The 12,568-nt window shown below is 64.7% G+C and carries 12 protein-coding genes; 7 read left to right on the forward strand and 5 right to left on the reverse strand.

Translation table 11 applies throughout. From position 1 onward, the window contains the following. The first annotated feature begins 130 nt into the window (after positions 1-130). Positions 131-2,116 carry a peptidoglycan-binding protein gene (locus tag AC4LGL_RS08940; RefSeq protein WP_491838392.1) on the forward strand — a complete coding sequence of 662 codons (1,986 nt, stop codon included), beginning with the start codon at positions 131-133 and terminating at the stop codon, positions 2,114-2,116. A gap of 7 nt (positions 2,117-2,123) precedes the next feature. Here the strand turns inward: AC4LGL_RS08940 and AC4LGL_RS08945 are convergent, their stop codons facing one another. Further along, positions 2,124-3,620 carry a potassium/proton antiporter gene (locus AC4LGL_RS08945; protein ID WP_491838393.1) on the reverse strand — a complete coding sequence of 499 codons (1,497 nt, stop codon included), beginning with the start codon at positions 3,618-3,620 and terminating at the stop codon, positions 2,124-2,126. Positions 3,621-3,699: 79 nt separating this feature from the next. Between AC4LGL_RS08945 and AC4LGL_RS08950 the strand changes: the two genes are divergently transcribed. Together AC4LGL_RS08950 and AC4LGL_RS08955 are read left to right on the forward strand one after the other, a co-directional pair. Next, positions 3,700-4,392: a potassium channel family protein gene (locus AC4LGL_RS08950; RefSeq protein ID WP_064961168.1), complete on the forward strand. Its 693-nt coding sequence runs from the start codon at positions 3,700-3,702 to the stop codon at positions 4,390-4,392. A gap of 76 nt (positions 4,393-4,468) precedes the next feature. Beyond that, positions 4,469-5,287 (forward strand): alpha/beta fold hydrolase, encoded by an 819-nt coding sequence (locus tag AC4LGL_RS08955; RefSeq protein ID WP_491838394.1) that lies wholly within the window; start codon positions 4,469-4,471, stop codon positions 5,285-5,287. Between the two features lie 23 nt (positions 5,288-5,310). Here the strand turns inward: AC4LGL_RS08955 and AC4LGL_RS08960 are convergent, their stop codons facing one another. Continuing rightward, positions 5,311-6,570, reverse strand: a complete 1,260-nt coding sequence (locus AC4LGL_RS08960; RefSeq protein ID WP_065058728.1) for an HNH endonuclease signature motif containing protein — start codon at positions 6,568-6,570, stop codon at positions 5,311-5,313. A 258-nt stretch (positions 6,571-6,828) separates the two neighbouring features. On the opposite strand from AC4LGL_RS08960, the gene AC4LGL_RS08965 reads away from it, so the two are divergent. Genes AC4LGL_RS08965 through AC4LGL_RS08975 form a run of 3 tightly spaced genes read left to right on the forward strand, consistent with a single transcriptional unit; the run spans position 6,829 to position 8,392 of the window. Continuing rightward, complete coding sequence (locus AC4LGL_RS08965) at positions 6,829-7,311, forward strand: IS110 family transposase (protein WP_491838395.1); 483 nt, start codon at positions 6,829-6,831, stop codon at positions 7,309-7,311. 22 nt (positions 7,312-7,333) lie between these two features. After that, positions 7,334-8,035 carry a transposase gene (locus AC4LGL_RS08970; RefSeq protein ID WP_491838396.1) on the forward strand — a complete coding sequence of 234 codons (702 nt, stop codon included), beginning with the start codon at positions 7,334-7,336 and terminating at the stop codon, positions 8,033-8,035. Positions 8,036-8,092: 57 nt separating this feature from the next. Then, complete coding sequence (locus tag AC4LGL_RS08975) at positions 8,093-8,392, forward strand: hypothetical protein (protein WP_055112357.1); 300 nt, start codon at positions 8,093-8,095, stop codon at positions 8,390-8,392. A gap of 4 nt (positions 8,393-8,396) precedes the next feature. Here AC4LGL_RS08975 and AC4LGL_RS08980 read toward each other — a convergent pair whose 3' ends face one another. The 3 genes from AC4LGL_RS08980 to AC4LGL_RS08990 form a co-directional block, all read right to left on the reverse strand. Further along, positions 8,397-9,773 carry an NtaA/DmoA family FMN-dependent monooxygenase gene (locus AC4LGL_RS08980; RefSeq protein WP_491838397.1) on the reverse strand — a complete coding sequence of 459 codons (1,377 nt, stop codon included), beginning with the start codon at positions 9,771-9,773 and terminating at the stop codon, positions 8,397-8,399. Positions 9,774-9,791: 18 nt separating this feature from the next. Further along, positions 9,792-10,952 carry an LLM class flavin-dependent oxidoreductase gene (locus AC4LGL_RS08985; protein WP_491838398.1) on the reverse strand — a complete coding sequence of 387 codons (1,161 nt, stop codon included), beginning with the start codon at positions 10,950-10,952 and terminating at the stop codon, positions 9,792-9,794. 218 nt (positions 10,953-11,170) lie between these two features. Continuing rightward, positions 11,171-11,683, reverse strand: coding sequence for a YkgB family protein (locus tag AC4LGL_RS08990; RefSeq protein ID WP_055112362.1), 513 nt, complete (start codon positions 11,681-11,683; stop codon positions 11,171-11,173). A gap of 250 nt (positions 11,684-11,933) precedes the next feature. On the opposite strand from AC4LGL_RS08990, the gene AC4LGL_RS08995 reads away from it, so the two are divergent. Then, positions 11,934-12,533: a TMEM175 family protein gene (locus AC4LGL_RS08995; RefSeq protein ID WP_491839310.1), complete on the forward strand. Its 600-nt coding sequence runs from the start codon at positions 11,934-11,936 to the stop codon at positions 12,531-12,533. The last annotated feature ends 35 nt before the right edge of the window (positions 12,534-12,568 follow it).

The following is a 12,568-nucleotide window of genomic DNA, read 5'->3' on the forward strand; positions in this document are numbered from 1 at the left end:
CAGCGAAGTGGATTGGGGCGGCGGACGGCCGGCGTGGGCTGAATTCGGGTAGCGCACTACTCACGCCAACGCCGCGGTGCCCGGAGTTGACTGGCGATCACCAACAGTCATCGCATTGCGGGGGGGCATCATGACGCGTCACGGTCGAGACAGCTTCTACATCGTCGGTGAGGGTTTGGTGACGCTGGAAACGGCTGACGAAACCCGCACCCTGGCGGCGGAGGCGGTGACACGGATATCCGATACAGCTTTGCTCGGCAAGTTCCGCTTCTCGCGCATCGGGCCGAAAGGCACGCCGGCCAGCGTCGGGTTGATCACTGAATTGGCCAAGGCGATGACCGAACCGCCGTCGGATCAGGACGGTGAGATTCCGGCCGGATACACGTATCTGGGTCAGTTCGCCGATCACGACCTGACGAGGGATGACACTGTCGCTCCGCTCGGATCGGACCTCACGGTCGACGAGCTTGTCCAGGGCCGTTCGCCCACACTCGATCTCGATTCGCTCTACGAGCGCGGTCCGGTCAAAGACCCGCAGTTCTACACCGACGGGCTGCACCTGAAGATGGGCAGCACCATCGGGCAGGGCCCGATCCTGCCTGGGTTCGACGGCTTCGACCTGCCGCGCGACCCAGCGCGGAAGACGGCGGTGATACCTGACCATCGCAACGATGAGAACCTGGTGGTGGCCCAGACCCACCTTGCCTTCATCAGGTTCCACAACCGGGTGCTCGACACCCTCGGCCCGGTTCCCGCTCCGGCAGTGTTCGAGACGGCGCGCGCGCTCGTCGTCAAGCATTACCAGTGGATGTTGCTACACGATTATCTACCGAAAATCGTCGACCCCGGCATCGTGCACGACGTCTTCACCCACGGTCGCAAGCTCTTCGAGAAATCACCGATTCCAGGCGATAGCCCCACCATGCCGATCGAGTTCTCCGTCGCGGCATTTCGCATGGGCCACAGTATGGTTCGCTCGGCCTACAACTGGAACAAGATATTCGACAACGGGCAGGGAACTCTGTCGGCGCTGTTCGCGTTCTCGGGAACCAGCGGTGGACTATCGGGCAACAGTCCCTTGCCGTCCACGTGGATCGCCGACTTCCGCCGGTTGTACGACTTCGCGGAGGCGGGACGTCCAGACTTGGTGGTACCGAAGGCCAAGTTCAACCGGGCGCTCAGGATCGACACCAGACTGACCGATCCGCTCGCGACCCTCCCGCCGGGCTCATTCGGCGGCGACCCCAATGTCCCGGTACCGCCGCTTCAAGCCAACCTGGCGTTCCGGAACCTCATGCGGGCCAACATGGTCAAGCTCGCCAGCGGCCAGCAGATGGCAGCACTGGCCAACGTCACCGCGCTCAACGCCGAGCAGATCCTCAAGGGCAACGGGGGTGCTCAGTTGAACGGTCTTTCTGCCGCGTTGGGCAACGAACTCGTCGCCAACACCCCATTGTGGTTCTACATCCTGCGGGAAGCCGAGGTGTTCGGTGGAGGGCGGCTCACCGGCGTAGGTGGCCGCATTGTGGCCGAGGTGTTCCACCGGGCGATGGAAGGAAGCAAGTATTCCATTGTGCGTGAACCACATTGGCGTCCCAACCTGGGGCCCGATCGGCTCACCTTCCGCATGACGGACTTGCTGCTGTTCGCCTTCGACGGGCGAGCCGAGTTGCTCAACCCACTCACCGACGACCCCGCGCAACAGGACACGATGATCGAACTGCGCTTGGGTACCGACAGTGCCTTCGTCAAGATCTTGCAGCATCTGTTGCGCGCGAGGGGTTTCGGTCTGAAAGTCGACGGCGACTTCGGCCCGCTCACCGATGCGGCGGTGCGGGTATTCCAAGGCAGTCAGGGCGTCAAGGTCGACGGCATCGTGGGACCGGTTACCTGGACTCGGCTGTTCATCACGGTCCGCCCGGGTAGCACCGGTGAGGCCGTCAAGGCCGTGCAGGTAAGGGTGAACCTGAGTCAAGCCACCCCCATCGATGTCGACGGCGACTTCGGCCCGATCACGGACGCGGCGGTGCGCAAGTTCCAGAAGAGCCGCGCCATCGACGTCGACGGCGTCGTCGGGCCGGCCACGTGGCGACAATGCGTATCCGGTCCCGCCTGATCGGACGTCAGTCCTCAAGCCCGTATTCGTCGAACCAGTAGGCGAGCTTGCCGCGCCGGCTCACTGCACGCAGCCGGGCCTCGGCGGCCGTCCGTGTCTTGCTCGTGGTGACGATGAGCAGTTCGTCGCCGACGGCGATGCGGGTGTCCGGCAGCGGAACGAAGGTACGGCCGTCGCGGATGATCAGCGTGATGACTGCCGGGTCGGGCAGCCGCAGTTCCAGGATGGTGACGTTGTGCAGCCGGGAATGGGGCTGCACTGTCATGGTCAACAGCTCGGCGTCGAGCACGTCCAGCGGTGCGGCTTCGACTTGGATCTCGCGGGTGACGTCGCGGGTGATCAGCCCGAGCGCGTTGGCCACGAATCGGATGCTGGGCGCCTGTATCAGGGTGAAGATCACCACGAGCACGAACACGATGTTGAGCAGTCGGTAGCTGTCGGGCACGCCCGCGACGATCGGAAACGTGGCCAGCACGATCGGCACCGCACCGCGTAAGCCCGCCCAGGACAGGAAGAGCTGTTCGCGCAACGGGATACGGAATCCGGCCAGTGACAGGATCACCGACACCGGCCGCGCGATGAGCAACAGCACCAGCCCGATGACGATCGCGGGGATGATGTCGCCGGCCAGATCGTGCGGGTTCACCAGCAACCCGAGGAGGACGAACAGTCCGATCTGGGCCAGCCAGCCGACTCCCTCGGCGAACGATCGGGTGGCCGACTTGTGTGGCAGGCCGGAGTTGGCCAGCACCACTGCGGACAGGTAGGCGGCGATGAAGCCGCTCGCATGGGCGCTGCCTGCGGCGGCGAATGCGATGAAGCCCAACCCGAACGTGGCGATCGGGTAGAGCCCCGAGGCCGGCAGTGCGATGCGGCGCAAGGCGAACGCCCCGGCGAACCCCACACCCAAGCCGAGCAGAGAGCCGGTGACGAGTTCGTAGAGCAGGTCGGTGATGGCGCCCTCGGGGTGGAACACGAACGGCACCACGCTGAACGTCAGCACCAGGATGACCGCGGGCGCATCGTTGAAGCCGGACTCTGCTTCCAGGAGTCCGGCCAGGCGTCGGGGCAACGGCAGGATCCGCAACACCGAGAACACCGCGGCCGCATCCGTGGAGGACACGATCGCCCCGAGCAGCAGCGCGAGTTGCCAGTCCACGCCCAGCAGCAGGTGCGCGCCGACGGCGGTGATGGCGGTGCTGATCAGCACGCCGAGGGTCGCCAGCACGCCCGCGGGCGCCAGTACCCCTCGGATATCGGAGAACCGGGTGGTCAAGCCGCCTTCGACGAGCACGATCGCCAACGCCGTGGTGCACACGTTGCGGGCCAGCTCGACGTTGTGGAAGTCGAGCCCGATCCCGTCGACGCCCAGCACCATGCCGACTGCCAGGAAAAACAGCAGGCTGGGGAAGCCGATGCGGGTCGCCACGCGCGTGCCGATGATGCTCGCCAACAGCACGATGCCGCCGGTCAGCAAGGTCAGGTACAGCTGGTTCAGGCTCATCGGGAATTAGTTAATCAGGCAGAAGGGTCGCAAGTGCGCCGTGCTGATAGGGGAAAATGGCCGAGTGGGCGAACGGAAGATGCGAGTCGTGGTTGCCGGCGCGGGCAATGTGGGCCGTTCCGTGGCCCGTGAATTGCTCGACAACGGCCACAAGGTGCTGCTGATCGAGCAGCTGTACCGGCGCTACGAACCGCACACGGTGCCGGGCGCGGATTGGTTGTTGGCCGATGCGTGCGAGCTCTCGGCCATGGAGGGTGCCGGGATCGAAACCGCCGACGTGCTGATCGCTGCGACCGGTGACGACAAGTCCAATCTCGTGGTGGGGTTGCTGGCCAAGTCCGAGTTCGGGGTGCCGCGGGTGGTGGCCCGGATCAATGACATCCGCAACCAGTGGCTGTTCGGTCAGGACTGGGGCATCGATGTCGCGGTGTCGACGCCGGGATCGTTGGTCGCCGGCATCGAGGGAGCCATCGACGTCGGGCATCTCGTGAGGCTGATGACGTTGCGCGGCGGCCGCGTTGAGCTGACCAAACTCACGCTGCCGGAAGACAACCCGGTGGTCGGTCAACGGGTGGACCGGTTGGACCTGCCCGTCGATACCGCGCTGGTCACCATCGTCCGCGGAAACAAGGTCCGGTTGCCCAAGCTCGACGATGTGTTCGAGGCCGGCGACGAGCTGCTCTTCACCGCCAACCGCACCTCGGAGAACTCACTGCTGGCCGCGATCCACGGCGGGGAGTTCCTGCGGGAAGTGGTTTCCGACGAGCCGTGACGCGTGGTGGTTTCGCTGCGCGGCATTGAATCAGCGAACTTTTGCACCAATTGCGGGCGCGAGTGGTATGACTCAAATGACCGGTTCCCTGTGGTCAAGCGGGGTGAGTGTGATGACAGTGCGGTGTTTCCAGCAAAAGGTCGATGGCATTGACTGGTACTGCGAGATGCGCGGCGACGGGCCACCGGTCGTGCTGGTGCCTTCCGGTGAAGGTGACTGCGCGTCGTTCGACCGGGTGGCGGCCCAACTCGCCAACGAGTTCACCGTGCTCACGTTCGACATGCCGGGATTCTCGCGGAGTCGCGTCCAGACTGCCGACGATGTGTCGGTATCGAAACTTGGTGACCAGATCGCTTGTCTCGTCAACTCTTTGGGGACTCATCCCGCTACCTTTTTCGGCTGCAGCTCCGGCGGCGTTGCGGTGCTCGACTTGGTGGTCGGCCACGGTGACCTCGTCAGGAACGTCGTGGTCCATGAAGTGGCAATGGCCGGGGCAGCCGCACTTTTGGCGGATCTTTTGACACTTGACGATGCCGCCGTCGTCGAGCGCTGTCAGTTCCTGTTCGCCAACATGATGAACGACGACGTCGCGGCATGGGAAGCGCTGGGCGATGAGTATCACGCGCGGCTGGCGCAGAACTACGTGACGTGGGTCCGGCGATACCTGGCGCCGGGATTATTGCCATCGCACTCACCGGAGGACCTCGTCGGCAAGCCGATCACGTGGACCATTGGGGGCCTCACTCCGGCCGTCACGTTTCTCGACAACGTGGTGCTCGCGGTCAAGGCGGGGTGTCCAATCAGTCCGCTGATGTGCAAACACTTCCCACAGGTCAGTGCACCGGAAATGCTTGCTGCGCACATTCGGCAGAGCGTGTTTGCCCGCCAGGGCTGAGTACATCCGTGCTGCCCGCCGGGCTAAGCGACTTTAGGCGGTGGTTTGGGTTGGAACGGTGTGTACCACCACCAGTCCGCGCGCTCACCGGTAGGTCCGGGGCACGGCGGGACATCGGGTGGGGGCGTGGTGGGTGGACGGGCCAGCGACCTGCCCAGCAACCGTTTGCCGGTGCTGTCGGTGACCACGAGTCGGTCGGCGGGGCCGGTGATCGTGATGCCGCCTCGGTGGTGTAGCCGGTGGTGAAATGGACACACCAGCACGAGGTTGTGGAGTTCGGTGGGTCCGCCGTCTTCCCAATGCACGATGTGATGGGCGTGCAATCCACGGGTGGATCCGCAGCCCGGGACGACACAGCACCGGTCGCGGTGCTCGAGGGCGCGGCGGAGGCGGCGGCTGATGGTCCGGGTGGTGCGGCCCGTGCCGATCACCTGCCCCTGGCGCTCGAACCAGGCCTCACAGGTGGCGTCGCAGAGCAGGTAGCGCCGGTCATCCCCGGTCAGCAGCGGCCCCAGATGCAGTGCAGCAACTGGTTTGTCGCCGTCTTTGTCGAGGTTGACATGCACGGCCACGGTGGTGTGCTGCCCGTGCGGGCGGCGTGCCGCCTCGACGTCCCAGCTGGCCTCCACCAGGCTCATGAACGCGTCCACCAGGCCAGGGAACGGCGGCGCCTGCTCGGCTTCACCGTCGATGTCGTGATCGTGTTTCCAGTCGGCGATCACCGCATCATGATGCGACTGCAAGGCAGTGTCGAATTTCGCCGCTTCCAACCGCGGCAACCGGATCCGCCAGGTGGTGTACTCGTCCTCGACGATCTTGGTGATCGAACGCTCGGGTTCGGCCCGGGTCTCGGGTTCGGGGCGTGGTTCCAGCTTGACCGCGGTACGCAACTGGCGGACGGTGGCGACGGCGGCCAACTCGGCGTAGTGCTCATCGGAGCCATCGGCGGCCTTCTCTGCGATGACCCCGACCTGATCCAGCGACAGCCGGCCTTCACGCATTCCTTGCGCGCAGCGGGGGAATTCTTCGAGTCGGCGCGCGACGGCCACGACGGTGTCGGCGTTGCGTGGAGTGATTCCGGTTTTCCAGGCCACCAACGCCTCGATCGAGCGGGCGCCGGTGGCGCCGCACAGCTCGTCGCGATCCATCTCGGCGACGATCTCCACGATGCGTGCGTCGATCGCGTTGCGTTGGCCGGTCAGCTCGGCGACCTCGTCGAACAACATCTCCAGCCGCTGCACTGGGCTCACCCCACCAGTGAAAGAAGCTGCGCCCGAAGACATGACACCATCAAAGCAGAGGGGTCCGACATTGATGATGGAAGAGCGTTACCGCGCAGGTCGTGACTCTGGGTCTGACTGACGCCCTGCTGGGTTGTCTTTAGCTTGATTTGTCCGGCCTGTGTGGTGCGCGTCTTGTTCACGCCGGACAGGACGGACATGACCTAATCAGGAGCCTGGCCGTTCCTCATCAATGTCTTGTCTGCCCGCCCTGGCCGGTGTGTGCCCCACCTAACGCTGGTCAGAAGGGACACCATCATCTTGACAGAATCTGTGCTCGTCGTCGCCGGTGTGGATACTCACGCCGATACCATGCACGTCGCCGCGATCTCGATGACTGGTGCGGTGATCGGTGACCGCGAGTTCCCGACCACGCGCACCGGTTATGCCGCGGCCATCCGATTCCTGACCTCGTTGGGACAGGTGGAGCGGATCGGCGTCGAGGGCACCGCCAGCTACGGGGCCGGGTTCACCCGTGTACTGACCGCTGCCGGTATCGAGGTCGTAGAAGTCACCCGGGCGCTCAAGTCCACCCGCCGGCTCAAAGGGAAGTCCGACCCGCTGGACGCCTACAGTGCTGCCCGTACCGCGTTGGCCGGCGATGGGCTGGCCACCCCCCAAAGACGATGCCACCGCGGGGCTGCGGGCTGTGCATATTGCTCGTCGTTCGGCGGTCAAACACCGCACCGCAGTCATCAATCAGCTCAAGGCCATGTTGGTCTCGGCGCCGGATGTGGTGCGTGAAAAGTACCGTGGGTTAACGACATTGAAGTTGATCGAGGCACTCGCCCGGTGCCGCCCTGACGCACAGGTCGAACCGTGGGCGCAGTCGCTGCTCGTCGCGGCCAAGTTGCTTGCCCAGCGGGTGCAGTTCCTCGAAACCCAAGCCGAGGCACTCGAAGCGCAGATCGATGCGCTCGTGACCCAAGCGAATCCCGGGCTGCGCGCGGCCTACGGCGTCGGCGCGGACACCGCAGCCCAACTTCTCATCACCGCCGGGGCCAACCCGCACCGACTGCACAGTGAGGCGGCGTTCGCTGCGCTGTGTGGAGTGGCGCCGGTGCCTGCGTCGTCGGGTAAGACCAACCGACATCGACTCTCCCGCGGCGGGGACCGCGCCGCCAACAACGCATTGCATCGCGTCGCGTTGGTGCGACTGTCCCACCATCAGCCGACCAAGGACTATGCCCAGAGCCAACTGAACAACGGCCACAGCAAGAGCCGGATGGAGGTCCTGCGCAAACTCAAGCGGGCCATAGCGCGAGAAATCTTCAAACTGCTGACCCGCCAGATCGCCGTACCCGACTACGCAGACCTGCGCCCAGCACGGCAAGCCAAAAACATCACCGTCACCGCCGCTGCCAACCACTTCGGGGTTTGGCCCACCGTCATCTCTCGTATCGAACGCGGCCTACAGCGCGACGACAGCTTCGCCGAGACCTACAGACACTGGCTCCAAATCGCTTGACATCAATAGGAGCATCAAGTTCGGGTCGTGCAACATGGCGGCCGTAGGCTGATGGCCATGGATGCCGAAGACGCCGAGGAAACCGAAGCGCCGGAACGCCGGCTGGTGATCAGAGTCAACTCGAACGCGAAGATGTCGCGGGGCAAGGCCGCGGCACACGCCGTGCACGCCGCGCTCAAGCTCTACGGCATCGAATACGAGCACCCGGTCATCGTGATCGGCGGCAAGCCCGACGAGATCCTCGCGCAGACGGTGCATGTCCGCGACGCCGGACGTACCGAGCTCGAACCCGGCACGCTGACCGCGGGGGCGAGCTGGGAGTACAAGAGCCGCGCCGAGCCCGACGCCCCCGAGTAGGCCTCTATCCTGTTGCGGCTGTGCGATCCTGACGTGGCTGGGGTAGCTCCAGTCCGAGGTGTTCTCGCAGCGTCGTCCCCTCGTATTCGGTGCGGAACACACCACGCTCCTGCAGTAGCGGCACGACGCGGTCGACGAACGGGTCGAGCCCGCCGGGCGTGACGTGGGGGACCAGGATAAAGCCGTCGCTGGCATCCGACTGCACGAGATGGTTGATGGATTCGGCAATGGTGGTCGCCGAGCCGACGAAGTTCTGTCGTCCGGTGACCTCGATGATGAGCTCGCGGGTCGTCAGGTTCTCGGCTTCGGCCTTGGCGCGCCACTCGTTGGCGACCGCGATCGGGTCGCGGTGGATACGCACACTGGCCCGGCCCTTGGCAATGGTGTTCTCACCGACCAGCGGGTCGACGGTGGGTAGCGGCCCGTCGGGGTCATGAGCGGAAAGGTCGCGGTTCCACAGCTGTTCGAGGAACTTGATCGCGGTGGCGGGGGATACCTGGGCCAGACGGACCTCGTGGGCCAACTCAGCAGCTTCGGCGTCGGTGTCGCCGAGCACGAAGGTGGCCGCGGGCAGGATCAGCAACTGGTCGTGGTGACGGCCGTATTTGGCCAGGCGACCCTTGACGTCGGCATAGAACTTCTGGCCGTCTTCCAGCGTCCCGTACCGCGAGAAGATGGCGTCGGCGGCCGCGGCGGCGAACTCGCGTCCGTGGTCGGAGTCTCCGGCCTGGAAGATCACCGGGCGTCCCTGTGGGCTTCGCGGGACGTTGAACCGACCGCTGATGTCGAAATGATCGTTGTGGTAAGCGAACTCGCCGGCGGTGGCATCGGACAGGAAGATACCGGCGTCCTTGTCGGCGACGATCTCGTCGCCCCGCCACGAGTCGAACAGGGTGTGGGCGGCGGCCAGGAAACTCTCGGCTCGCTCGTAGCGCTGGTTCTCGGGCAGGAAGCCGCCGCGACGGAAGTTCTCTCCGGTGAAGGCGTCCCACGAGGTGACGACGTTCCACGCGGCCCGGCCTTCGGAGAGGTGGTCCAGCGAAGCGAATTGCCTTGCCACCTCATAGGGTTCGTTGAAGGTCGAGTTGATCGTGCCGGCCAGGCCGAGCCGGTCGGTTACCGCGGCCAGCGCGGCCAGCACCGTGAAGGTATCGGGGCGTCCCACCACGTCGAGGTCGTAGATCTGGCCGCCCTGTTCGCGAAGCCGCAGCCCCTCGGCCAGGAACATGAAGTCGAACTTGCCGCGCTCGGCGGTCTGCGCGAACTTCACGAACGAATCGAACTCGATATGACTGCCGGATGCGGGGTCACTCCAGACCGTGGTGTTGTTGACCCCGGGGAAGTGCGCGGCCAGGTGAATCTGCTTGACGGGCTTGCTCATGCGCGTGTCCTGTCGATGTCAGACGGTCGTGTAGCGGTTGGCCGGGCGGGGTAGACCCAGCAGACCGCGAAGGGTGGATGCCTCGTAAGACTGGCGGAACAGGCCGCGGCGCTGCAGCTCGGGGCCCAGCACATCGGTGATCTGCTGCAGGTCGTGCGGGAGTGCGGCCGGACGCAGCCGGAAGCCGGTGGCTCCGGCGGTATGCCAGGCATCCAGCAGATCGGCCAGCTGCGCGGGCGTACCGACGAAAATCTCGGCATCGCTGCGGTATTCGGCTCCTGCGAGCTCGTCGAGGCGTTCGTGTCGCGCACGTGCCGCGTCGAGCGTGTCGTCAAGAAAAACCACCAGGTCGGCGAACACCCGCACCGCAGCGGCATCGGCAGGTCGCGGTGCGGCGATGGCGTCAACCAGGGCGGTGACCTCATCGACGCTGTGGGGGGTGACAAAACCGACGTCGGTGCTGCCGGCGATCAGCCGGTAAGCGGGGTCGACGTGGCCAAGAGCGGCGACGATGGGCTGCCCCTGCGGCGGCCGTGGGGTGATCGAGGGGCCCTTGACGGAGAACGAGGCGCCCTGGAAATCGATGTAGTGCAGCTTGTTCCGATCGATGAATCGGCCGGTGGCCACGTCGCGGATCTCGGCGCCGTCCTCCCAGCTGTCCCACAGCCGGCGCAACACCTCCACGTAGTCGCCCGCCTCGTCGAACAACTCTGCACTCAGTACGGCACGTTCGTCGGGCAGGCGTCGTCGGCCGAAATGGGCTGCGGCATCCCGACGGGAGGCCACCTGGACCCGCACCCCGGCGCGGCCGGTACTGACGTAGTCGAGGGTGGCGATCGCCTTGGATGCGTGGAACGGCTCGGTATAGGTGGTGATGACGGTGGGCACCAGGCCGATGTGGCGGGTACGGGGTGCGACGCGGGACGCGATCAGTACGGCGTCGAGGCGCCCGCGCACCCGGTCGGTGCGGTCATCGCGGCGGAAGGGATGGTCGGACTGCAGGGTGAGCCCGTCCTCGATGGTGACGAAATCGAGCAGGCCGTGTTCGGCCTGGCTGACCAGGTCGGTCCAGTACCGCGGGGTGAGTGTTTCGGCAGGGCGGGCCAGCGGCTCGCGCCAGGAAGCCGGGTGCCAGCCGGTGCCATCGAGTGCGACGGCGAGGTGCAGTGGGGTGCCCATCGACGGTTCTCACTTTCAGTCGCGGTCTCTGGCGACAACGCGAGCTCACACCCGGGTAATCCCGGGCGGGAGCCGTCGCGAGTGTCCAACCCAGTCTGACCTGCCTGAAGAGATCGACGCAGGGTGATGCGAAAGTGCGATTGGCCGCTGTCGACGGACCTCGGGCGGCGAACGACCGGGCCGAGGATGGATCGGCCCGGCCGTTCGGGCGCAACAAGCTACTGCTCAGCAGGGGTTGACCGCTGACGTGCGGATTTGATGGAGTCGGACAGCGTCCAGAAGGAAAGCCCGAGTAGTGGAATGTCCTTCAAGAGGAACTCGCCAGTCAGTGACAACGCGGGAAACCCGCCGCCCTTGGGTTCGGTGACACCGGGAGTGGTGAACAGAAAGCTGACGGTGGCGAGGAACAGCAGTATCGCCAACAGGCTGCCGGCTATCGACAGCTTCGGGGCGATCGGCTTGATCGCGATGAGCACGGCCGCGGTCAGCTCGAATACGCCGAGCAGCGCGGAGAACGGGTAGACCGGAAGAAAGTTGTACAGCCAACCCATGAACGGGCTGTGGGCAACCAGCGGCTGAATCTGTTGAGCCTCGAAGTCCGCGAACTTGAGGGCGCCGATCCACCCGATGACCACTACGAGGCCGTAACGGCCAACGATGGCCGCGATTGCATCGATCGTCGAAATATTGACTGTGTCAAGTAGTTTCGTCCGGTTTGCAGATGTCGTCATGGTGATTCCTTGTAAGTTGGCCGTGCATGGGGGTGGTGTAGATCAATGTAACCTAGAAAATGGGTTATGCAACCCAATATGACGCTTCGGTGCGGCTGGCGTAGCTGGCTTTTGAGCCATCGATGTGGGGGAATGCACCTAAGTCGCGGCGTGTAAGACGCGGGGTGGGGAAAGTATTGGGGTAGATGACCCAATCGGGTTATGATTCGGGCAACACACGCCCCACGCGAGCGGAGGTGCTTCATTGACTGTGCAGCGATCGCGCCCGAAGCGGGTGGCACTGTTCTCCGACGCCGTGTTCGCGGTGCTCATCACCATCTTGGTTTTGGAGTTGAAACCCCCGCCCGCTGACACATTTGGAGCGCTGCTGCCGTTGTGGCCCACAGCGCTCAGCTATGCAGTGAGTTACCTTTTCATCGCGATTGTGTGGATGAACCATCACCATCTGTTGAGCTATGCGCAGTCAACGACGCCTCGGTTGGTCTGGTCCAATTTCCTGCACCTGTTCGCGGTGTCTTGGATCCCGTTCGCCACAGAGTGGATCGCGGATACTCGATTGGCGTCGGCGCCGGTCGTTCTCTACGCATTGATTTTTGTTGTCGTCAACGTGACATACGTGGGGTTGTGCTGGGAGGCGGTTGACCAACCCTCGCACGAGGCAGCCTCCACCAGACTGCGCCGCCTACTCCGCATGCGTTCGGTCGTCACGATCGGGGTGTTCGGCGCTTCCGCTGTCGTGGCGATCTGGTTTCCGTCAACGGCGATGATCCTCATCTGTGCCTGCCTGGTGCTGTATCTGCGTCCCGACCCCGTGCAGGAGGAGGAGCGGCAGGTGCTCGACCGAGTGTGAGAGCGCCCTTTCGGATCGCTGGTTATCCACCGGCG

The organism is Mycolicibacterium arcueilense (assembly GCF_058536225.1).

Bases quoted from the DNA above. Each gene is read 5' to 3' on its own strand.
- AC4LGL_RS08955 (WP_491838394.1), top strand. From the start codon at position 4,469: ATGACCGGTTCCCTGTGGTCAAGCGGGGTGAGTGTGATGACAGTGCGG.
- AC4LGL_RS08960 (WP_065058728.1), bottom strand. From the start codon at position 6,570: ATGTCTTCGGGCGCAGCTTCTTTCACTGGTGGGGTGAGCCCAGTGCAG.
- AC4LGL_RS08945 (WP_491838393.1), bottom strand. From the start codon at position 3,620: ATGAGCCTGAACCAGCTGTACCTGACCTTGCTGACCGGCGGCATCGTG.
- AC4LGL_RS08975 (WP_055112357.1), top strand. From the start codon at position 8,093: ATGGATGCCGAAGACGCCGAGGAAACCGAAGCGCCGGAACGCCGGCTG.
- AC4LGL_RS08940 (WP_491838392.1), top strand. From the start codon at position 131: ATGACGCGTCACGGTCGAGACAGCTTCTACATCGTCGGTGAGGGTTTG.
- AC4LGL_RS08950 (WP_064961168.1), top strand. From the start codon at position 3,700: ATGCGAGTCGTGGTTGCCGGCGCGGGCAATGTGGGCCGTTCCGTGGCC.
- AC4LGL_RS08990 (WP_055112362.1), bottom strand. From the start codon at position 11,683: ATGACGACATCTGCAAACCGGACGAAACTACTTGACACAGTCAATATT.
- AC4LGL_RS08980 (WP_491838397.1), bottom strand. From the start codon at position 9,773: ATGAGCAAGCCCGTCAAGCAGATTCACCTGGCCGCGCACTTCCCCGGG.
- AC4LGL_RS08985 (WP_491838398.1), bottom strand. From the start codon at position 10,952: ATGGGCACCCCACTGCACCTCGCCGTCGCACTCGATGGCACCGGCTGG.